The sequence below is a fragment of the Sphingomonas sp. Leaf339 genome, assembly GCF_001426195.1.
Lineage (GTDB): Bacteria > Pseudomonadota > Alphaproteobacteria > Sphingomonadales > Sphingomonadaceae > Sphingomonas.
Genome location: NZ_LMRS01000034.1, coordinates 306,418 through 327,157 on the forward strand (window position 1 = coordinate 306,418; position 20,740 = coordinate 327,157).

The 20,740-nt window shown below is 63.1% G+C and carries 15 protein-coding genes and 1 pseudogene; 9 read left to right on the top strand and 7 right to left on the bottom strand.

From position 1 onward, the window contains the following. The first annotated feature begins 29 nt into the window (after window positions 1–29). From ASG67_RS13785 to ASG67_RS13810, 6 genes are all read left to right on the top strand, one after another. Window positions 30–761 carry an SDR family oxidoreductase gene (locus ASG67_RS13785; protein ID WP_056531299.1) on the top strand — a complete coding sequence of 244 codons (732 nt, stop codon included), beginning with the start codon at window positions 30–32 and terminating at the stop codon, window positions 759–761. A gap of 298 nt (window positions 762–1,059) precedes the next feature. Then, window positions 1,060–1,812, top strand: coding sequence for a DUF1080 domain-containing protein (locus tag ASG67_RS13790; protein ID WP_056531301.1), 753 nt, complete (start codon window positions 1,060–1,062; stop codon window positions 1,810–1,812). Further along, a complete protein-coding gene (locus ASG67_RS13795; RefSeq protein ID WP_056531303.1) occupies window positions 1,809–3,515 on the top strand; it encodes a GMC family oxidoreductase in 1,707 nt (568 codons plus the stop codon). Before ASG67_RS13790 ends, ASG67_RS13795 begins: the two co-directional genes overlap by 4 nt. After that, window positions 3,512–4,213 carry a gluconate 2-dehydrogenase subunit 3 family protein gene (locus ASG67_RS13800; RefSeq protein WP_056531305.1) on the top strand — a complete coding sequence of 234 codons (702 nt, stop codon included), beginning with the start codon at window positions 3,512–3,514 and terminating at the stop codon, window positions 4,211–4,213. The genes ASG67_RS13795 and ASG67_RS13800 overlap by 4 nt, the downstream gene beginning before the upstream one ends. A 158-nt stretch (window positions 4,214–4,371) precedes the next feature. Then, window positions 4,372–6,690, top strand: a complete 2,319-nt coding sequence (locus ASG67_RS13805) for an alpha-N-acetylglucosaminidase (RefSeq protein WP_056531306.1) — start codon at window positions 4,372–4,374, stop codon at window positions 6,688–6,690. Then, window positions 6,687–7,844, top strand: coding sequence for an acyltransferase family protein (locus ASG67_RS13810; protein WP_056531309.1), 1,158 nt, complete (start codon window positions 6,687–6,689; stop codon window positions 7,842–7,844). The genes ASG67_RS13805 and ASG67_RS13810 overlap by 4 nt, the downstream gene beginning before the upstream one ends. Before the next feature lie 40 nt (window positions 7,845–7,884). Here the strand turns inward: ASG67_RS13810 and ASG67_RS13815 are convergent, their stop codons facing one another. Beyond that, a complete protein-coding gene (locus ASG67_RS13815; RefSeq protein ID WP_082543551.1) occupies window positions 7,885–8,889 on the bottom strand; it encodes an alpha/beta hydrolase in 1,005 nt (334 codons plus the stop codon). 525 nt (window positions 8,890–9,414) lie between these two features. On the opposite strand from ASG67_RS13815, the gene ASG67_RS13820 reads away from it, so the two are divergent. Continuing rightward, window positions 9,415–12,264 carry a hypothetical protein gene (locus ASG67_RS13820; RefSeq protein ID WP_200940800.1) on the top strand — a complete coding sequence of 950 codons (2,850 nt, stop codon included), beginning with the start codon at window positions 9,415–9,417 and terminating at the stop codon, window positions 12,262–12,264. Window positions 12,265–12,778: 514 nt separating this feature from the next. Here ASG67_RS13820 and ASG67_RS13825 read toward each other — a convergent pair. The 4 genes from ASG67_RS13825 to ASG67_RS13840 form a co-directional block, all read right to left on the bottom strand. Beyond that, the gene (locus ASG67_RS13825) at window positions 12,779–14,194 is read right to left on the bottom strand and encodes a sugar porter family MFS transporter (protein ID WP_082543531.1); all 1,416 of its coding nucleotides are present in this window, start codon (window positions 14,192–14,194) and stop codon (window positions 12,779–12,781) included. A gap of 1 nt (window position 14,195) precedes the next feature. Beyond that, window positions 14,196–14,927, bottom strand: a complete 732-nt coding sequence (locus tag ASG67_RS13830) for an SDR family NAD(P)-dependent oxidoreductase (protein WP_056531314.1) — start codon at window positions 14,925–14,927, stop codon at window positions 14,196–14,198. Beyond that, window positions 14,921–16,081: a galactonate dehydratase gene (dgoD, locus tag ASG67_RS13835; RefSeq protein ID WP_056531455.1), complete on the bottom strand. Its 1,161-nt coding sequence runs from the start codon at window positions 16,079–16,081 to the stop codon at window positions 14,921–14,923. Before dgoD ends, ASG67_RS13830 begins: the two co-directional genes overlap by 7 nt. Window positions 16,082–16,295: 214 nt before the next feature. After that, window positions 16,296–16,499: a hypothetical protein gene (locus ASG67_RS13840; RefSeq protein WP_056531316.1), complete on the bottom strand. Its 204-nt coding sequence runs from the start codon at window positions 16,497–16,499 to the stop codon at window positions 16,296–16,298. An 83-nt stretch (window positions 16,500–16,582) separates the two neighbouring features. Here ASG67_RS13840 and ASG67_RS13845 point away from each other — a divergent pair, with 83 nt between their 5' ends. Further along, on the top strand, window positions 16,583–17,332 hold the full coding sequence (locus ASG67_RS13845; RefSeq protein WP_056531318.1) for a FadR/GntR family transcriptional regulator: 750 nt from the start codon (window positions 16,583–16,585) through the stop codon (window positions 17,330–17,332). Window positions 17,333–17,476: 144 nt separating this feature from the next. Here the strand turns inward: ASG67_RS13845 and poxB are convergent, their stop codons facing one another. Beyond that, window positions 17,477–19,222, bottom strand: a complete 1,746-nt coding sequence (poxB, locus tag ASG67_RS13850) for a ubiquinone-dependent pyruvate dehydrogenase (RefSeq protein WP_056531319.1) — start codon at window positions 19,220–19,222, stop codon at window positions 17,477–17,479. A gap of 261 nt (window positions 19,223–19,483) precedes the next feature. Beyond that, entirely contained in the window at window positions 19,484–19,795 is a 312-nt protein-coding gene (locus ASG67_RS13855; protein ID WP_056531321.1) for an ArsR/SmtB family transcription factor, read from the bottom strand. Window positions 19,796–19,926: 131 nt separating this feature from the next. Between ASG67_RS13855 and ASG67_RS13860 the strand changes: the two are divergent. After that, window positions 19,927–20,660, top strand: a pseudogene (locus ASG67_RS13860) (SDR family oxidoreductase). Window positions 20,661–20,740: the final 80 nt, after the last annotated feature.

Here is a 20,740-nt window from a genome sequence, read left to right on the forward strand (position 1 = left end):
GATGCCCGGTACCGGTAGGACAGAATGGCATGACACGACTGAGGGGCAAGCGGGCGATCGTCACCGGCGCGGCACAAGGTATCGGTCGCGCATCGGCGGAAATGTTCGCCCGCGAAGGGGCAGACGTGATCGCCGTCGATCGCAACGCCGACATGCTGGCCAGCGTGGCCGGATGCCGCCAGCACGTACTCGACCTGACCGACGAAAGAGCGATTGCGGCGTTTGGACGTGACACTGGCGAGGTGGACATTCTGTTCAACTGCGCGGGATATGTCGATGCTGGAACCCTGGTCACCACCTCGGACGATGGATACCGCCTGTCTTTTGATCTCAATGTCCACGCCATCACCTACATGCTTCGCGCCTTCGTGCCGGGCATGATCGCCCGGGGCGGCGGATCGATCATCAACATGGCCTCCGTCGCTGGCCCGATCATCGGCGTCGCAGGTCGCTATGCGTATTGCGCGAGCAAGGCGGCGGTCGCGGGATTGACCCGAGCGGTCGCGGTCGATCATGTCGGCGACCATATCCGGTGCAATGCGATTTGCCCGGGTACCGTGCAGTCGCCTAGCCTGAACGAACGGCTGGCCGCCACCGGGGATGAAGCGGCCGCGCGTGCCGCCTTTATCGCACGCCAACCACTTGGTCGGCTGGGCACGGCGGACGAGATCGCATTCCTCGCAGTGTACCTGGCTAGTGACGAGAGCGCCTATACGACCGGCCAGTTGCACACGATCGATGGCGGATGGAGTATGGCGTGAGCTCCCTGAAGCGACTTGGCGAGCGGCCGATCGCATCCGCGATTGACGCTGTCGACTGGTCTCCCCGGTTCGGCGGCTACCAATCTGCCGGCCAACCTATTGTTTGCTTCGATCGGACGGGCGCGCTCCACCGTCGGGTACCGAAATATGATCGATCCTGAATCGCTGATTTCCGAGAATAGGCGATCAGGCTTTCGTGTAGTTCCAAAGCTTGCGACATCGATACTATGATGGAATACGGGTGTCCGTAGGTAGGCCCAAGATACTCGCATTCGTCGAGACAGCCTAGGAGACGGATATGCGATGTGTTTCGGTGCTATTATTGCCGATATTGGCTCTGGTTTCGACGTCCGCGATTGCCAGCCGAGATAACGCGGCGAACAATAGCCTGACCCCGAACGAGCGGGCGGCGGGTTGGCGGCTGTTGTTCAACGGGCGGGATCTGGACGGTTGGCGATCGTATCAGGGCGGAACGGCGCCCGCGATGTGGAAAGTGCATGACGGATTGCTGGAACTGACCGCGACCAGTGGGCAGATGAGCGGCGGCGATCTGGTGACGGCCGACGAATATGGATCGTTTGAAATGACGATCGACTGGAAGGTGGATCGCGGTGGCAATAGCGGGGTCATATATTTGGCCCGCAACCTGCCACAGACGACCCGGGTCTATGAAACCGGCCTGGAGATGCAGATCCTCGACGATGCGGGCCACCCCGACGGCAAGATACCATCGCATCATGCCGGGGCGCTTTACGATATCACGGTTCCGCCCCCGAAGGCCTCGCGACCGGCCGGACAATGGAACCATGCACGACTGCTGGTCGAGCGCGGTCGCATTCGCCAATGGTTGAACGGCATACCGACCGCCGATGTCCCGTATGGTGACGATGGATGGCGAAAACTGGTGGCGCAGTCGAAATTCGCCAAGATGCCATTCTTCGGCACCCTTTCGAGCGGTGTCATCGCTCTTCAGGATCACGGCGAGCCGGTCGCGTTCCGCAACATCAAGCTGCGGCGGATTGGCGCAAGCGCGAAGGTGGCCGAGAGATGACGAGCCCCGCTGTTGGTGCGGTGGATACCGCGGTCGACGTAATCATCGTCGGATCGGGTGCAGCGGGTGGCATGGCGGCATTCAGCCTGACCAAGGCGGGTCTGCGCTGTCTGATGCTGGAAGCCGGCCGCGACTATGATCCGCAGGCCGAGGTCAACATGTTCGCACCTGAGAGCGACGCGCCGCTTCGCGGCACATCGACGCCAGACAAGCCGTTCGGATATTTCGACGCAACGGTCGGTGGCGGATGGCAGATCGACGGTGAGCCCTACACGATGCGTAAGGGGTCGGATTTCCGGTGGTATCGTCCACGGATGCTGGGAGGACGTACCAACCATTGGGGACGCCACGTGCCACGGCTGGGGCCATACGACTTCAAACCGTTCTCCCGAGACGGGCTGGGCGTGGACTGGCCGATCGGTTATGACGATGTGGCACCATTCTACGATCGCGTGGAGCGGATGATCGGTGTCAATGGCGGCCGGATCGATCTGGAGAACCACCCCGACTCCCCGGCCGATTGCCTGATGCCGCCGCCGCATCCGCGCGTTCCCGAGATGCTGATCAAGGCCGCTGCTGAAAGTCTCGGCATCCCGGTGCGACCGGCGCATACCGCCGTCTTGACGCGTGACATGCCCGACGATGTAGCCCCCCGCAGCGCTTGCCTGAACGCGACGCCATGCACGCGCGGCTGCACGATCGGGGCAATGTTTCAAACGACGACCTCGTTGCTGCCGATGGCGAAGGCGACCGGGCGACTGACCATGGTAACAGACGCGATGGTATCCCGCATCGTGATGGCCGCGCCGGGCCGTGCGGCTGGCGTCGAGTATGTCGATCGGAAAACGGGCCAGCGCCACGTCGTCAAGGCACGCGCCGTCGTACTAGCGGCGGGCACGGGAGAGACGACGCGATTGCTTCTGAATTCGGGTGAAGGGCGACAAGGGCTCGCGAACTCGTCGGGCGAACTGGGTCGCAACCTCACCGATTCCACCGGCGCATCGTTTCGCGCCTACATCCCCGCACTTGCCGGCCGGCCCCGTTACAATGAGGATGGGATCGGCGGTCAGCACATATACATTCCGTTCTGGCTCTATAAGGAGCAGCAGCGCGGCGAGCTGGACTTCGCGCGTGGCTATCATTTCGAAATCGGTGGTCGCTTCGGCATCCCTCCGGCCGAAGCACTTCCCCGAACATGGGGAACGGCGCTGAAGAAAGCGGTACGCAATGCATCGGGCGCGACGATCGGACTGACGCTGCGCGGCGAGATGATCCCCAACAAGGACACGTTCTGCGAGATCGATCCGACGGTAAAGGATCGGTTCGGTATTCCCGTGTTGCGCTTTGCGTTCCGCTGGTCGCGGAACGAGGTGAATCAGGTCGCGCATGGGCGTCGCACCGCGCATGCGGTCTTTCAGCGCCTCAAGGGTACGGTCCTTGATCCGGACCTGCCGCCTGAGGAGATCATGACCGCCGGGGGTGAAATTATCCACGAACTGGGCACCGCGCGGATGGGCGCCGATCCGCGATCATCAGTCGTCGATGGATACGGACAGACCTGGGATGTCGGCAATCTGGTGCTGATGGATGGCGCGATCTTCGCATCGGGCGCCCATAAGAACCCCACCCTCTCCATCCTCGCGCTCGCGCTGCGTGCGTCCGAGCGACTGGCCGCCCGCTTCAAGACGGGTGCATTCGCATGACGCCGTCGCGCCGCACCACGATGCAATGGATGATGACGGCCACCCTGCTGCCGCTCGCGCGCTGGTCGCCCGCCGCAACGCTGGTCGCCGGCAACGTCGCGGCCGCGCCGTTCAAGGTCGTCGCCCCCTGGCCCGACGTACCGGAGCCCGTGCCGGCGAAGGGCTATGGCCGCGACCCCGATCTTACCCAACCCAAGGTGCCGTGGTCGTTGACGTTGGACAAACCCCAGCGAGCCATGATCGACCTGCTGGGTGACATGATCCTGCCCGCCGATGACATCTCTCCCGGCGCCGGCACGATCGGCGTCGGAGCATTCATCGACGAGTGGATCAGCGCCCCCTACCCCGTTCAGCGGCTGGACCGGTCAAAGGTGATCGGGGGCCTCGGCTGGCTCGACGCGCAAAGCAGGTTGATGCACGCCAAGTCATTCACGGCGATCTCGTCACAGCAACGCGGCGTCATCCTCGATGGCCTTGGCGAGGCCGTCCCTGCCGCGAGCATGGTCGCGCCGATCGCCTTCATGGAAACGCTGCGCAAACTGTTCGTCCTTGGGTTCTACAGCTTGCCCCAGGGCAAGGACGATATGGGCTATATCGGTGAGCAGCCCACACCGGGCCCCTATCCGGGGCCAACTGAAGCAGCGCTGGCTCATCTCAGCGGCATACTGGCTGAGCTAGGCTTGAAAGGGGCGCCCTGAGCACCTGCCGGTTTCTGGCGATCAGTGAGAGATGACGGGCCTCGCGGGCCAGAGATACCACCTTATCATCAGCGTGCGGTTGTAAGAAGCAGTCGTTGCACCGCCATTGGCGCCGCGACGGATCGATGGTGGAAGGCAGCAGGACGAGGGAACGAACGATGCAGATCGTCATCCGATCAATAATCGTGGCAGCGGGCATCGGCGCGACGATCTCGCCAGCGTATTCCGCTACCAAGTCCGCAGGATCGGCGGTCCCAACCCTTCGCCATGAAAAATCGGGAACAGCCGCCGCAGCGGCTGCCGTCACCCGTCTGATCGGCCCGCGCGCCGCCGCGTTCGACATGCGCCTAACCCCTCAGCCGGACTCATGGTACACGGTACACGCGACGGACGGGCGTGCCCGGATCGAGGGATCGTCCCCGGTAGCGCTGGTGCGTGGCGCCTATGCCTATCTCAATCGCGCCGGGCTGGCGTCGGTCAGTTGGGAGGGGAATCGCGTCGCCTTGCCGGCGCGGCTGCCCGATGCGGTGATCAACCGCACCGCATCGCCGTTCCGGCACCGTGCCTATCTGAATACCTGCACCTATGGTTACACGACGCCGTTCTGGACGTGGGCGCGATGGGAGCGCGAGATCGACTGGATGGCGGCCAACGGTGTCGACATGCCGCTGGCACTGGAAGGACAGGAATATGTCTGGCGCGCACTGTGGCGCGAGGCGGGGCTGGACGATGCGGCGATCGCCGGTCACTTCTCCGGTCCCGCGTTCCTGCCATGGGAACGGATGGGCAATATCGAGGGCTATCGCGCGCCGCTTGCCGCCGGCTGGATCGAGAAGAAGCATCGCCTGCAACTGCGCATCCTCGCCCGGATGAAAGCACTGGGGATGAAACCGGTGCTGCCCGCCTTTGCCGGCTATGTCCCCAAGGCCTTCGCCGATCGGCATCCAGAAGCGCGAATCTATCGGATGCGCCAATGGGAGGGATTTCCGCCGACCTATTGGCTGGACCCCGCCGACCCTCTGTTCGCGCACCTCGCGGCGCGGTTCATCGCGCTCTACACCAGGACCTATGGTGTCGGCGGTTACTATCTCGCCGATGCTTTCAATGAGATGGTACCGCCGATCGCGGAAGACGGCAGCGACGCACGCGACGCCAGCTATGGCGATGCGACGGCGAACACCGCCGCCGTGAAGGTCGCCGCGATCCCACCTGAAATCCGCGACCGTCGCCTCGCCGCCTATGGCGAGCGGCTGTACCGGTCGATCGCCGATGCTGCGCCGGGCGCGACATGGGTGATGCAGGGCTGGCTGTTCGGGGCGGACAAGACGTTCTGGTCGCCGCCCGCGATCGCCGCCTTCCTGAGCAAGGTGCCCGACGACCGGATGCTGCTGCTCGATATCGGCAACGATCGCTATCCCGGCGTTTGGCGCGATACCCGCGCGTTCGAGGGGAAGAACTGGGTCTATGGCTATGTCCATAATTATGGTGGCAGCAACCCGGTGTACGGCGATCTGGACTTTTACCGTCGCGATATGGCGGACGTGCAGGCCAATGCCGGCAAGGGGCAATTGGCCGGGTTCGGAATGTTTCCCGAAGGTCTGCACAGCAATGCCGTCGTCTATGCCTATACCTATGATCTCGCCTGGGGTGCGGGCGCGGAATCAACTGAGGCGTGGATCGCGCGATATCTGCGTGCCCGGTACGGCCGGACCACCCCGGCATTGCTGGCGGCATGGTCTGACATCGTCGCCGGCGCCTATTCGACGAAATACTGGACACCGCGCTGGTGGGAGCAGGAGGCCGGCGCCTATCTGCTGTTCAAGCGGCCGACCGCGCGGATCACGACCTTTGCCGGGCCACCGGGTTATCCGGCACTATTGGCACGCGGCATCGACGGACTGTTGTCGGCGGCCAGCGGGTTTGATCGGGAACCGCTTTTCCACCGCGACCTGATCGATCTGGTGCGTCATCTGGCGACGATGAAGGCCGACCGGCAATTGCAGGCGGCGGTAACCGCCTACGCGGCGGGCGACGTGGCGGCAGGAGACCGGGCGACCGCCGCCATGACGGCGCTGGCCATGGCGACCGATCGGCTGGTCGGCGGGCAGCGGGAAAGTCTGGCCAGTTGGATCGGCGATGCCCGCGCTTATGGCGACACTCCTGCGGAGCGGGACGCTTACGAGGGCAACGCCCGCGCGCAGGTGACGATCTGGGGCGGACAGGGACATCTGTCGGATTATGCGTCAAAGGCGTGGGCCGGACTATACGCCGGATATTATCTGCCGCGGTGGACGATGTTTCTTCGCGCGATGCGGACCGCGGCAATAGCCGGACGGCCGTTCGAAGAAGATGCGACGATCGCGCAGATTCGCCGCTGGGAAACTGCGTGGGTCGCAAGACGCGACGTACCCGCCGCCCCAGCGCCGATCGATCCGGTCGCACAGGCCCGAAGGCTTGCCACGATGGCAGCCCGATGAGCGACACCGCCTTCCCCACCGCCCCGCCAGCCCCGCCAGCCCCGCGCGAACGATTCCTGTCGCTCGATGTATTTCGCGGTCTGACGATCCTGCTGATGATCGTGGTCAACACCGCCGGACCGGGAGCGGAATCCTATGACCAGTTGAGGCATGCGCCGTGGCTGGGATTTACGCTGGCGGATCTGGTCTTTCCGTCGTTCCTGTTTGCGGTCGGGACGGCGATGAGTTTCTCGCTACGGCGCGATGCGCCCGCCGGCCCGTTCCTGCGGCAGGTGGTGCGGCGCGGGGCGCTGATGTTCCTGCTCGGCTTCCTGATGTACTGGTACCCCTTCGTCGCCGCGGCGCCCGATGGCGGTTGGGCGATCAAACCATTGGCTGAAACCCGTATTCCCGGCGTGCTGCAACGGATCGCGCTTTGTTACGTCGCTGCGGCGATCGCGATACGCTGGCTGGACGTGCGGGGGCTGGTGCTGTTGGCCGCGGCGTTATTGATCGGATACTGGCTGGTACTGACCGGCTTGAGCGGACCCGGCCTAGCCTACGATAAGATGGGCAACATCGGCACCCGGCTGGACCTGTTGCTGATCGGCCCGGATCATCTTTACCGTCGGGATCATGGTTTCGATCCAGAGGGTCTGCTCGGCACCGTGCCCGCCATCGTCAACGTGCTGGGCGGCTATCTCGCCGGTCGGTTCGTGCGGTATCGCGGCAAGACCGGGCAGACCGTAGCCGGCCTAGCCCTGGTTGGCGCCGGATCAATCGCCCTATCTGCGTTATGGGCACCGTGGATGCCGATCGCGAAGAAGCTATGGACCGGATCCTATGCGCTGCTGACCATTGGGCTCGCGTTGATCGCGCTGGCGGCACTGGTCGAATTGGTGGAGCGCCGCGGCTGGCGGAAGGGAACACGAATTTTCACGATTCCCGGCCGCAATCCGCTCGCGATCTACCTTTTTTCCGAGCTGTTCGTCACGACGCTGGCGCTGATCCCGGTCGGCCCGGATATGCACGCGTATGAATGGGTTGGGATCGCGATCTTTCAGCAGATCGTGCGGGGGCCAGCGGGTTCTTTGATGTGTGCGGTTGCTTACACCGCTTTATGCTGGCTCTTTGCCTGGATGCTCGATCGACAGGGGTGGATTTTGCGGGTGTGAGGTAGCCGCCCTCCCTTCTCAGCTTTGCTGAACAGTCAGCTTAGCGCGGGTAATCGCGCCAAAGCCATTCAAGTGCCTCGGGCAGGGTGTGCATAACCACGTCGGCGTCGACGTGGCCTGCCCCTTCCGCCACCACGTACCGGTGATCGTAATGCTTGGACGCCAGGGCAACTGCCATGCGGTTGTTCGCGAGCGGCCAGTTGTGGAAGCTGTCCTCGGGATCCTGCCAGTGCAGGTCGTGCGTGCCCACCTCCATCCAGATGCGGATCGGCTTGCGCGCGGCTTCCGGGATCAGGTGATTGGCATAATCCCACGCGCCGTGCGGTGTCTGGGGATCCACAGGCGAAGCCTGGTTCACGAATGTGCCCGAATAGGACAGCACCTTGCGATACCATTCGGGATGAAACCACGCCATCGAGAACGCCGCCGCGGCGCCCGAGCTGCCGCCCATCGTCGCACGACCCTCCGGATCGCTCGTGAAGCGGACGCCGTACAGACGCGTAACCTGCGGCAACACTTCCTGCTCGACGAACTCGGCATAGCGGCCGGACACGGTGTCGTACTCCAGGCCCCGTTCCGACCCCTGCGCATCGCCACCACCTGACTGGATCAGGACCGCCACCATCGCCGGCACGCGGTGCGCGGCGATCAGGCTGTCGAGGGCAGCGGCCACCCGTGCCGCATAGTCACGCCCATCCTGCACGACGAGCAGGGGCGCCTTCGTACCGGGACGGTACCCCGCAGGAATGTAGACGAAAACCTCACGCCGATAAGGCGCAGGCTCGGATTGCTGGTCCGCGATCGCGGCAAGCCGGTTGCCCTGTGCGTCGCGGCGACGGGTGGTTTCGTTATCGAGCTGGCGGATACCTGAATAGCTGCGACTCTCCGCCGAATTCATAATGAAGCTCTGGAGCGTGCCGTGCGGCATGTCCGCCCGGGGAACCATCTCAGCCGCATCCCGATAAGGTGCGGCGATGTGCAGCGTATCTGCGCCCGCCGCGCCGACAGCCGACAAAAGAAAAGCAAAAGTGATCGATAATCGCATCTGCATGCTTCCCTCGCCGCGTGCTTCAGGACTGGCTTACCCTGTTATCAGCAACTGATCGCGCTCTCATGTCGGACGTGTCCATCTCTCTCAGAAGCCGCGGGTAAAGGTCGCCCACGTCACCATCGAAGCGCCTTTCATTCAGGAGTGAGATCAATCTAAACGCGAACTGCCTTCCAAAAGAGGCACGTAGGCATTTCACCCTGCCGCAAGCCGCAGGTTGTCCCGCCGCGACACTCCGGAGCGGTTGATTCAAACAGATATTGTCACGCGCAACGTCACCTTGCTCGGCACGTGGGGTATCGACTGATATCCAGCTACCACGCTTCGCAGACAGGGCTCGATCCGAAATTGCTTGCGCTCAAGCTGGCTCCTCGCCCCTGATCCGCCGGAACTGCTTTCTCACAATATTGAAGAAGCCAGGGCAATAATGTATGACTTAATTGGCGGAATTGTTTCCTGCGCCATGCATGAGGAGAGCGGCAGATGAAGAGCGGTATCCCGTGGAATATCGGTCGTCGCCAGTTGATCCAGTCGCTCACCATTGCGCCGTTCCTCGGGCTGATCGAAACCGCAGTCGATGCCGCTGAAAGCAGCGGACCGCATGACGACCTAGGTGGCCTATGGCGACGGGCGCTCGATCGCACGGACAAAGGCCTTTCGCGGCGCTGGTACGCCGAGACGCTCGACGACGTGCTGCCTATCCCTGGCAGCCTGGAGCAACGCGGTGTCGGCAATGCGGTTACGGTCGATACCCCGTGGACCGGTGACATGCACGATCACTCATTCTTCACGGCCGCCAATTATGCCGCCTACCGGAAACCAGGTCACGTCAAGGTCCCCTTCTTTCTTCAGCCAGACAGCTGGTACCGGGGGCCGGCATGGTATCAACGCGACATCGTCATTCCCGCCGACTGGAATGGCAAGCACGTCGAGCTTTTCTTGGAACGTCCCCACTGGGAGACAAGGGCCTGGCTTGGCGAGCGTGCACTGGGGCGCAGCGACGCCCTGCATGTTCCGCATCATTACAACCTTGGTGTCCTGAAACCCGGCACCCATCGACTGACAATCCGCGTCGACAACCGCATGATCGTCGAAATCGGCCATAACGGCCACGGCGTGACCGATCATACACAAGGTAACTGGAACGGCATCGCGGGCCGGGTCGAACTACGCGCGACCGCACCGGTATGGATTGATCGGGTCGATCTGCATCCGGCCTTTGCCGACCGCATATTAACGGTACGTGGGCAGCTGCGTCGTACGCAGGCCACGACCGAGGTCGGGACGGCGCATATCCTGTTCGGCAACAGTAAGACTTCGGCAAAGGTGAGGTGGAACGGCGAGGTGGGCACGTTCGAGCATCAGGTCCACGCCGACCCCGCCGATACTGCTCAGTCCCGGCCCTGGGACGAATTCGATCCCGTCCTGCACGAAGTGATGGTTCGACTGGATAACGATGAGGAATGGCACGGCCGGTTCGGGTGGCGTGAATTTGCGTCAACCGCCGCCGGCTTTACGATGAACGGACGGCCCGCGATGCTACGCGGCGCGCTCGAATGCAGCATCTTTCCGTTGACCGGCCATCCGCCAACCGACCTGCCGAGCTGGCAACGGATCATGCAGCGGGTGAAGGAGTATGGGCTCAACCACCTGCGCTTCCACAGCTATTGCCCGCCCGAGGCCGCGTTCGAGGCCGCCGATGAGGCTGGGATTTACATGCAGGTGGAAACGGTCTGGGCGAACCAGTCGGTGATGATCGGCAGCGGCCTGCCGGTGGATCGATGGGTGTATGCTGAGACCGATCGGGTGATCGCTGCGCACGGCAACCATCCGTCGTTCGTGCTGATGACCCATGGCAATGAGCCCGGCGGCGGAAAAACGCCCGAAGGCGAAGCGAAACGCGACGCGTTTCTGGGCGCGTATGTTCGCTATTATCGAGCACTCGACGAACGTCGACTGTGGACCGCCGGGTCCGGTTGGCCACTGATCGAGGAAAATCAGTATCACCTGACCCCGAAACCCCGTATCCAGGACTGGGGCCAGGGCCTGTCCTCACGCATCAACAGCCAGCCGCCAGAGACGCAGACGGATTACACCGGGTTCATCGGGCAATATCCCGTGCCAGTGGTCAGTCACGAGATCGGACAATGGTGCGTCTATCCAGACCTGAATGCGCGCCGGAAATACACTGGTCACCTGAAGGCGAAGAGCTTCGACATCTTCGCCGACCGACTGCGTGAGAACGGGTTAAGCGATCAGGCGGCAGAGTTCCTCTATGCATCCGGCCGGTTGCAGGTGCTTTGCTACAAGGAAGAGATCGAGAGCGTTCTTCGGACGCATCGAATGGGGGGATTTCAGCTTCTGGGGCTGCAGGACTTTCCTGGCCAGGGGACGGCGCTCGTTGGCGTGCTGGATCCGTTCTGGGACGACAAGGGCTATGTGACCGGGGCTGAATATCGCCGGTTCTGTTCACCGACCGTGCCACTGGCACGCATGAAATCGCGCGTGGCGTGCTCCGGCGAACCTTTTCCGTTCACGATCGACGTCGCGCATTTCGGTTCCGAGGCGATGGAAGCCGACGTGGAATGGGACATCAAGACGACCGACGGCGTTGAATTGGCCCGAGGCAGCTTTGCAAAGCAGGCGATGCCGCTCGGAAACGCCCCGCTCGGCCTTGCGGCGGCGCCCTCGCTGACCGCTACGAAGGCCTGCGCGGCTCGGTTGACCATTACCCTGCTGCGAGCCGGCCAGCAGTCGGTACAGAACGATTGGGATCTTTGGGTCTATCCGGCGATCACCACGTTATCGCCAGTCAGTCACCGCATCCTCCGAACGGATCGTATCGATCAATCGGTGCTCGATCACCTCGTGCAGGGCGGCGATGCGTTGATCGGTCTCCCAAGTAAGACCGTCGCGAACTATCCCGAACGCCCGGTGCAGCTCGGCTTTTCGAGCATCTTCTGGAACACGCTTTGGACCGAGGGACAACCGCCGACGACGCTGGGCATCATGTGCGATCCTGCTCACGCTGCCTTGGCCGATTTTCCGACCGACGCTCACAGCAACTGGCAATGGTGGCATCTGATCCACCGTGCCGGAGCGCTGCGACTGGATCTGCTGCCGGCCGGAGTGAAACCGATCGTCCGGATCATCGACGACTGGTTTACAGCCCGCCCCCTGGCGCTCGTGGTGGAAGTCGCCGTCGGCAAGGGTCGCGCGATCGTATGTGGCTTCGAGCTGGGCGATCCCGGTGCACAGGATCCGGTCAGCCGGCAACTGGTCGCCAGCCTTGAGGCCTACATGCAGGGAGAGAGTTTTCGGCCGACGTCACAGGTTTCGCCTGAGCAATTACGGCGGCTGGCCCGGGCCTGACAGCCGAAGGTTCGTAAAAAGCGGTCCTGGTCCACGAAGACCGGGACCGCGTTTCCGAATGCACCGGCGCGCCTTGCGACATGTTGTACACCTCGGTCTATTTACATCGGCTGGAGACCACAGTCGCACGCCGACAGCGATATCATCAATGCTACAATCAGCTATTTTAGATGGGGTGATGCAGGCGAACTGAAGCAGAGACGTGCCCTGCGCCACATTGCCCTTCCTGCGTAACGTGGCAGATTCAACAACGCGCCTCTTGCCCGCACATCCTTCAAAACTCACGCCGAAATCGATAGCTTAGATCGGCGATACGGGGGGACATCTTGATGCCCGATGCCATAACCCACGGAGGCCATTGAGGTCTGAACAGACCTTAAGACCATGGGTGCCGGCGCCCCATCTCTGGAACGACCACCTGAGAGGTTTTCCCTCTACCCAAAAACGATAGATGCGGGCATTGGCCGGACCGCGCTGCGCCCAGATAACTGACGGAGCCATCTGCAACGCCCCGTCACCAATCCTGTTCGATCTGCTCCAGCGTCTTGCCCTTCGTCTCCGGCAGCATCCGATGAATGAACACGAACCCCACCGCACAGATCGCCCCATAGATCCAGAAGGTCACGCCCGTCCCTGCGCGGGCGTTGAGCAGCGGGAAGGTAGAGGTCAGCAGGAAGCACGCCGCCCAAAGGGCCGTCGTTGCGATCGCCATGCTCGCGCCGCGGGCCTCGCCCGGAAAAATCTCCGCCAAGGCGACCCAGGTCACCGGCGCCAGCGTCATGGCATAGGTGGCGATCGCCGCCACGACCAGCAGCAGCAACGGCCACCCCTGCACGCCCATGACATACCCCGCGCCGACGGCCGCATAGATGACCGAAAGGCCGGCACAGCCCACCAGCAACAGGCGGCGCCGCCCCCAGCGCTCCACCGTTCCCAACGCGACCAGCGTGAACACGCAATTCACGACGCCGGTGATGACGATATTGAACAGCGTGTCGGACACCTCGTATCCGGCGCCGGCGAATATCTCCTGCGCATAATTGAAGATGACGTTGATGCCGCACCATTGCTGCAGCACGGCCAGGCCGACGCCGATCAACAGGACGCGGCGGAAACGGGGTTCCCGCAACACCGCCCGCAGGCTGCGACCCGGTGCCGCGTCCATCGCGCGGCGAATGTCGTCGAGCGCCGCTTGTGCGTGCTCCTCGCCGTACAGCCGGGCCAGCACGGCTCGCGCATTGTCCCACCGGCCACGCAGTGCCAGCCAGCGGGGGCTTTCGGGGATCAGAAGGCAACCGAGCACGAAGGCGATCGCCGGCACCGCTGCCGCCGCGAACATCCAGCGCCAACCCAGCGTGCCGTTCCATGACGCCGCGATGTCGGCGGCCGTGGCACCGGGCGCGACCGGCTGCGCGATCAGCCAGTTCACGATCTGCGCCGCCAACAGCCCGATGACGATGGCGATCTGGTTCAGGACGACCAGCCTGCCGCGACTGCCCGATGGCGCGATCTCGGCGATGTAGAGCGGTGACAGGCCGGACGCCATGCCGATGGCGACGCCACCCGCGATGCGCCACGCGACGAAAATGCCAAAGCCACTAGCCAGCGCCGTACCGATCGACGACACCGCGAATATCACCGCTGCGATCAACAGCGCTGGTCGGCGGCCGTGACGATCGGCGATCACGCCCGACACCATCGCCCCAACCAGGCATCCGATCAGCGCGCAACTGACCGCCCATGCCTGCGCCGACGGCGTATCCAGCGCGAACGCGGCTTCGTAAAACGGTTTGGCGCCGCCGATCACGACCCAGTCGTATCCGAACAGCAAACCGCCCAATGCCGATATCGCCGCCGCCAGCCAGACCGCGCCCGTCGCGCTTGGTGCGTCGACCCTGTCGTCAGTCCCCCCGAGATCGACGACGTGCATTCTACAGCCTCCCCATGCGGCCGCCATCGGCGACGATGTCCTCGCCGGTGATGAACCGCGCCGCATCCGAGGCGAGAAAGGCCGCCAGCGCGGCGACGTCATCTGGCTGGCCGAGATCGGCAGGGTCGACCACTTCCGCACCCGACGCGATGGTCGGACTGGCACGGAGCAACGCACCTTCGATGGCACCGGGCAGGATCGCGTTCACGCGTATGCCCAGCGGCTTGCCCTCGATCGCGGCGGAACGGGTCAGGCTGACCAGCGCCGCCTTTGCGGCCGCATAGGGCGCAACGAGCGCGGAGGTGCGCCGGGCATGGACAGAGGCGATATTGACGATGCAGCCGCCCGGCGTCATCCGGCGAAACGCTTCGCCGATGAACATTGCCGCGCCGACCAGATTGACGTCCAGCAGCCGGCGCCAGTCCGCTGCCTCCAGTTCCGCTAGCGGTTTGTAGATCATGATGCCCGCAACGTTCACGACGACGTCGAGCGATCCGAATGCTTCCTGTGCGGCGGCCGCCGCGGCTGCTACAGCATTCGTGTTGGCGATGTCGGCAGTGCGGATCAGCACTTGCGATGCGCCTTCGGCCAGCAGTGCCTCGGCCGCACCGCCGCCATCCTCGCGCGCATCGACTAGCATCAGCGACGCGCCTTGCCGCGCGAAGGCGCGGGCCACTGCCATGCCGATATCGCCCAGCCCGCCGGTCACGATCACGCCGCGCCCGATCACCATTCGCGAAGCTCCCCGTCCTGTCCCCGCCACACCGGATTGCGCCAACGGTGGGGATCGACCGCCATCGCCCGCACCGCGTCCTCGTCGATATCGACGCCCAGGCCGACGCCTTCGGGCACGGCGACGCTACCGCCGTCAATATGGAAGAGGTCGGGGTTGCGCATCAACGTCGCCAGTTCCTGAGCCGCGCCATTATAATGGATGCCGAGCGAGATTTCCTGGATGACGAAGTTGGGCGTTGCCGCGGCGAGATGCAGGCACGCCGCCAGCGCAATCGGCCCGATCGGACAATGTGGCGCGAACGCCAAGTCATACGTCTCGGCCATCGCGGCGATCCGGCGGCATTCGGAAATACCGCCGGCATGCGCCACATCTGGCTGGGCGATATCCAGCGCGCCGCTCTCGAAAAACGGGCGGAAATCCCAGCGGCTGTACAACCGCTCGCCCATCGCCAGCGGCACGCTGGAAAAACCGGCCAGACCGGCGAAGACGTCGGGATTGTCGCCCAGCACAATCTCTTCGGCGAACAGCGGACGCAGCGGCTCGATCGCGCGCAGCACGGTGCGTGCCATCGGTTTGTGGACGCGACCATGGAAATCGATGCCAACATCGATGCCCGTGGCCCGCACCTCCGCCAGCCGCGCGGCGACGGCGTCGACCTTGGCCGGGCTATCGAGCCAGCCGAAATCCTCGGTGCCGTTCATCTTCACCGCGGTGAAACCCTGATCGATGCGCGCGCGGGCAGCAGCGGCCACATCGGCGGGGCGATCGCCGCCGATCCACGCATAAACCGGGATGCGATCGCGCACCCGCCCGCCCAGCAACTGATAGACCGGCACGCCCAGCTTGCGCGCCTTGATATCCCAAAGCGCCTGATCGATCCCGGCGATGGCCGACAGCAGGACCGGGCCACCGCGATAGAACCCCAACCGGTGTAGCATCTGCCACGCATCCTCGATGCGGTCGGGGTCATGCCCGATCAGGCGGTCACGCACCGCCTCTAGCGCGCCGACCACGGCCTCGGCATGGCCCTCCAGCGTGGCCTCACCCCACCCGATCGCCCCCTGTTCCGTTTCGACGCGGATGAACAGCCAGCGGGGACGAACCAGGAATGTCTCGATCCGGCCGATCCGATCCACGCCAACGGCGGTCATCGACATACTCCGATCTGAAGTGGCTCGATCATGCGCAATCCTAACAATCGCGCTCGACAACCGTCAAGAATTTATCATATTTTTTATGCCGAGGGCCGACCACGCACCACATCGGCCGGCAGCCCCGCCACCGCCTCAATCTGGTCGATGGTGTGATCGCGTCGATCAAGCTGAAGGAATTGATCGACTGGGTGCTACCCGGTTTAACGGCTTCTCATTCGTCGCCGGTTTCAGCAGCGGGCTCCACATCCTCGATGTCGAGACGGGAGAATGGCGGCTGATCGGCAACGCGGAGGCCGACCGTCCGGGCAACCACCTGAGCGACGCCAAAGCCCATGCGCAGAGTCCCCTCCTCGACGCTGGGTTGCGAGGCGGAGCCATGCGCCGGGGCGCTGTTCGAGGTGGACACCGGATGCATCGGCCTTCCCGTCAGCCGCTTCACTGGCTAGCCTTCTCCCCCTACCCGGTGACCCTGCGACCACGATCCGGTATGCGACAGGGATGGACAGCAACGGCAAGCCATCGGCGGCGCGGAGAGAAGGAAGCGGGAACATCACCCGACGGATCGCCAACGATCTGGGCCGGGCAATCGTCACCGAGCAATTCACCACAACAACCGGATTTCCGTTCGAAGCACAGCTTTGCGAGCAATATGGCGCCAGCCGACCAGTGGTGCGAGAAGCTGTGAAGATGCTGACCGCGAAAGGACTGCTACGCGCCCGTCAGCGCGCCGGCACCGTGGTTCAGCCTGAAGATAACTGGAACCTCCTTGACCCCGACGTGCTCAAATGGCTCCTGGAGAGGAAATTCTCGATCGATCTGCTCATCGAGTTCACCGAGATGCGAATGGCGATTGAGCCGCGCGCGGCCGGACTGGCGGCCGATAGCGCGACCGGCGCACAGCGATCCGCGATCGGCCACGCAACCGACCGGATGTTCAGCGCCGAACAGGGAAAGGACGACCCATTGGAAGCCGACATCGCGTTTCATCGCGCCGTGATCGAAGCGAGCAATAACCGCTTCATGCGACAATTCACCGATCTTTCAGAGGCGACATTGCGGTTCAGCATCCGCCGGACCAACGAGTATGCCGGCGTCAACCGTGCGAGCGCCATCGATCACAAGCGGGTGGCGACTGCCATCCTGAGAGGCGATGCGATTGCCGCTTCAGCGTTGATGAGCAAGTTGATAAATGGCGCTCTAGATTTACTGTTAAAAGCAGGGAAGCATACTACAAAATCGACTTTTTAATTTTAATTTGACAACCAATAGTGATGACATTGCGCTTCTTTCCCATGACAGCCTGGATCGCCGGGTTATCCACGGCGCGAGAAGGGTAATCCGGCTGCGCCAAAGAGGCTCTGAGAAGTGGCCTCGGCCCTCCTGCCGCCGCCCTTAGAAGAACTGTTTCAGCAGGCCGACATTTGTCTTGCCGAGTTCGACCACCGCATCGCCCCGGCCGGAGATGATTGCCTTCGCCATATACAACGTGAAACCCTTCATCTGTTCGAGCGTGATCTTGGGCGGCATCGACAATTCGGTTCGCGCCGTGACAGCATCAAGCAAGGCCGGACCCGGATGGGCGAGCACCTCGCGCACGCCAGCCTCCACTTCGCCCGGATCGGTAATCCGCACGCCGTGGAGTCCGATTGCGCGCGCCATCGCCGCGAAGTCGGGGTTGTCCAAGACGACCCCGGTCTCGACCAGCCCTGCCGCCTTCATCTCCATCTCGACGAAACCCAACGTGCCGTTGTTGAAAACAATGACCTTCACCGGCAGTCCTAGCTGACGTAGCGTCAGCAGTTCCCCCATCAACATCGCCAACCCGCCGTCACCCGACAGCGTCACGACCTGCCGTTTGGGAAAGGCGCATTGCACGCCGATCGCCTGGGGCAGCGCGTTGGCCATCGACCCATGGTTGAATGATCCGATCAACCGCCGCCGCCCGTTCATCTCCAGATAGCGGGCCGCCCAGATCGTCGGCGTGCCGACATCGCAGGCAAAGACCGCGTCGTCTTCGGCCAGCGCGCTTACCACGCGCGCGACATGCTGTGGGTGAATGACGCCGCTGCCCGGCGTGCCGTCTGCCAGTTCGTCCAGACCCTTCCGAGCTTCGACATAGTTCTTTCGTGCGGATTGCAGAAATGCACCGTCGCTATCGCCTGTCAGCCGCGGAATGAGCGCCCGCAGCGTCACTCCGACATCACCGACTAGGCCGATATCGATCGCGGTCCGCCGTCCGAGGTTCTCCGGGATCAGGTCGATCTGCGCGACCTTGGCCTTGTCCGGGTAGAATTGCCGATAAGGAAAATCGGTGCCGAGCATGAGCAGCACATCGCACTCCATCATCGCATCGTAGCCGCTTGAAATCCCGATCAGCCCCGTCATTCCAACGTCATAAGGATTATCGTATTCGACGAACTCTTTACCGCCGAGCGCATGGACGATCGGCGCCTGGAGCAACTCGGCGACCTTCATCAATTCGGTATGAGCGAGCCGGCATCCTCGCCCGGCCAGGATCGTGACCTTCGCGCTATTCAATAACGATGCCAAGGCCGCCAGATCCGATTCCGCAGGAACCGTCGTCGATGGCGGCGGAAGCAACGCAGCGGCGGATCGCGCCAGCGTACCTGTCGTCGTCCGCAGCGCAACGTCACCCGGCATGGCGACGACGGAAACGCCACGACGGCCAACCGCCGCACGGATCGCGGTTTCCAACGTCCGCGGCATCTGGTCCGCATCGGAAATCGTCTCGCAATAAACACTACATTCGCGAAACAGCGCTTCGGGTCGCGTTTCCTGAAAATAGTTCGACCCGATTTCGCCGCTCGGTATCTGCGCAGCGATCGCGAGAACCGGCACGCGCGTTCGGTTGCAATCGTAGAGGCCGTTGATGAGATGCATATTGCCGGGGCCGCACGATCCGGCGCAAACCGCGAGCCGCCCGGTCAGCTGCGCCTCGGCCCCTGCTGCGAACGCGGCCGCTTCCTCGTTGCGCATATGGATCCACTGGATCTTGCCATGGCGCCGCAAGCTGTCCGTCAATCCGTTCAAGCTGTCGCCAACGACGCCGTAAATTCTTTCAACCCCCGCCAGATAGAGCGTTTCGGCAAACAGGTCGGCGATGAGGGTCTTTGACATAGGGCAGCTCCGGTAAACTCACGACGCTTCTTCGTTCACGCGTCACACCGGAGGCAAACGCGTTGCGCGACGGTCGGGATGCAATGCGCGCAACCTACGTTGGATCTTCGTTCGCGGTGATGGCGCTCGGGCCGCACTATCAAGCGGCTGTTCGATGCCGGCGACAAGCTTGGGTCGCTAACTGGTCGTCCACCCTTGAAGTTGCTGGTCGAGGCGAGGAATCTATAAGACGCTCATGCTGCCTGCGTTGAAGTTTATGCGTCAGGCCGCTTGATTGGCGAGCACCACATCGAGGAGGCCGGGGAAACGCCGGTCGAAATCGGCGCGTCGAAGCGTGTTTATCATTTCACGCCCAGCTTGGATCGTCTCGATCAGACCCGCAGCCCGAAGCAGCTTAAGGTGGTTGGACAACGTGCTTTTAGGGATAGAGTCACACGGCGCCGCGTCAGTGCAGCTCAAGCGCTCGGTCGCGGCCAGGCGCGCCACCATGCCCAACCGATTGGGATCGGCCAGCGCATGCAGCGCCAGATCGAGTGGGACGTCCTCCAACCTGGGATGCGTGAAACGGGGCATTGAAGACATATAGGCCCAAACGAACGATTTAATAGTTCGGTTTTATTGAACCGTGAAAATATGGCACTATTTGCTGTGCTGCCGGCAGCACACGATGGCGTGATCGCGGGCCACATATTTGGAGAACTCGCATGTCACTGCAGGGAAAGAAGGTGCTCGTCACCGGTGGATCGCGCGGTATCGGCGCGGCAATCGCCAAGCGGCTGGCGGCCGATGGCGCGGCGGTCGCGATCACCTACGCTGGCAATAAATCCGCCGCAGACGCGACTGTGGCGGCGATCGAGAGCGCAGGCGGCACAGCATTTGCGTTTCAGGCGGATGCGGGTAACCCTGCATCGCAGCGCGCCGGTGTCGAACAGGCCGCAGCGGCGCTGGGCTCCTCGACATACTGGTTCACAATGCCGGAGTAGCGGAGTTCTCTCCTGTCGCCGACGACACCGATGAAACCTTCGATCGCCAATTTGGCGTTAATGTGAAGGGCCTGCATGTTGGCACGCGCGCGGCGCTACCGCACATCAACGATGGTGGGCGGATCATCCTGATAGGCAGCATTTCCGGCGAGCTCGCGTTCCCGGCGACCGCCGTATATAGCGCAACCAAGGCGGCGGTGGCGGCTTTTGCGCGTGGCTGGGCGAAAGACCTGGCATCACGCAATATCCTGGTCAACGCAGTGCAGCCGGGCCCGATTGATACCGACATGAATCCTGCCGACGGCGACTTCGCCCAACAAATGATCGGATTTATTCCGCTTGGTCGATACGGCAAGGTCGAGGAGATAGCTGGGGCAGTGTCGTTCCTTGCCGGGCCTGACGCGAGCTACATCACCGGCGCCACGCTCAACATAGACGGCGGCGCGGCCGCCTAAAAATTGGTGACCGGCCTCTCAAACCGTCCCGGCCTTTTTGGATCGACTGCGTTTCGCAGAGGCCGGCTGAGCGAGTGCGA

Bases quoted from the DNA above. Each gene is read 5' to 3' on its own strand.
- poxB (WP_056531319.1), bottom strand. From the start codon at position 19,222: ATGTCAAAGACCCTCATCGCCGACCTGTTTGCCGAAACGCTCTATCTG.
- ASG67_RS13805 (WP_056531306.1), top strand. From the start codon at position 4,372: ATGCAGATCGTCATCCGATCAATAATCGTGGCAGCGGGCATCGGCGCG.
- ASG67_RS13810 (WP_056531309.1), top strand. From the start codon at position 6,687: ATGAGCGACACCGCCTTCCCCACCGCCCCGCCAGCCCCGCCAGCCCCG.
- ASG67_RS13830 (WP_056531314.1), bottom strand. From the start codon at position 14,927: ATGGTGATCGGGCGCGGCGTGATCGTGACCGGCGGGCTGGGCGATATC.
- ASG67_RS13855 (WP_056531321.1), bottom strand. From the start codon at position 19,795: ATGCCCCGTTTCACGCATCCCAGGTTGGAGGACGTCCCACTCGATCTG.
- ASG67_RS13785 (WP_056531299.1), top strand. From the start codon at position 30: ATGACACGACTGAGGGGCAAGCGGGCGATCGTCACCGGCGCGGCACAA.
- ASG67_RS13840 (WP_056531316.1), bottom strand. From the start codon at position 16,499: ATGCATCCGGTGTCCACCTCGAACAGCGCCCCGGCGCATGGCTCCGCC.
- ASG67_RS13790 (WP_056531301.1), top strand. From the start codon at position 1,060: ATGCGATGTGTTTCGGTGCTATTATTGCCGATATTGGCTCTGGTTTCG.
- ASG67_RS13845 (WP_056531318.1), top strand. From the start codon at position 16,583: ATGGACAGCAACGGCAAGCCATCGGCGGCGCGGAGAGAAGGAAGCGGG.
- ASG67_RS13795 (WP_056531303.1), top strand. From the start codon at position 1,809: ATGACGAGCCCCGCTGTTGGTGCGGTGGATACCGCGGTCGACGTAATC.
- ASG67_RS13825 (WP_082543531.1), bottom strand. From the start codon at position 14,194: ATGCACGTCGTCGATCTCGGGGGGACTGACGACAGGGTCGACGCACCA.
- ASG67_RS13800 (WP_056531305.1), top strand. From the start codon at position 3,512: ATGACGCCGTCGCGCCGCACCACGATGCAATGGATGATGACGGCCACC.
- ASG67_RS13815 (WP_082543551.1), bottom strand. From the start codon at position 8,889: ATGCGATTATCGATCACTTTTGCTTTTCTTTTGTCGGCTGTCGGCGCG.
- dgoD (WP_056531455.1), bottom strand. From the start codon at position 16,081: ATGACCGCCGTTGGCGTGGATCGGATCGGCCGGATCGAGACATTCCTG.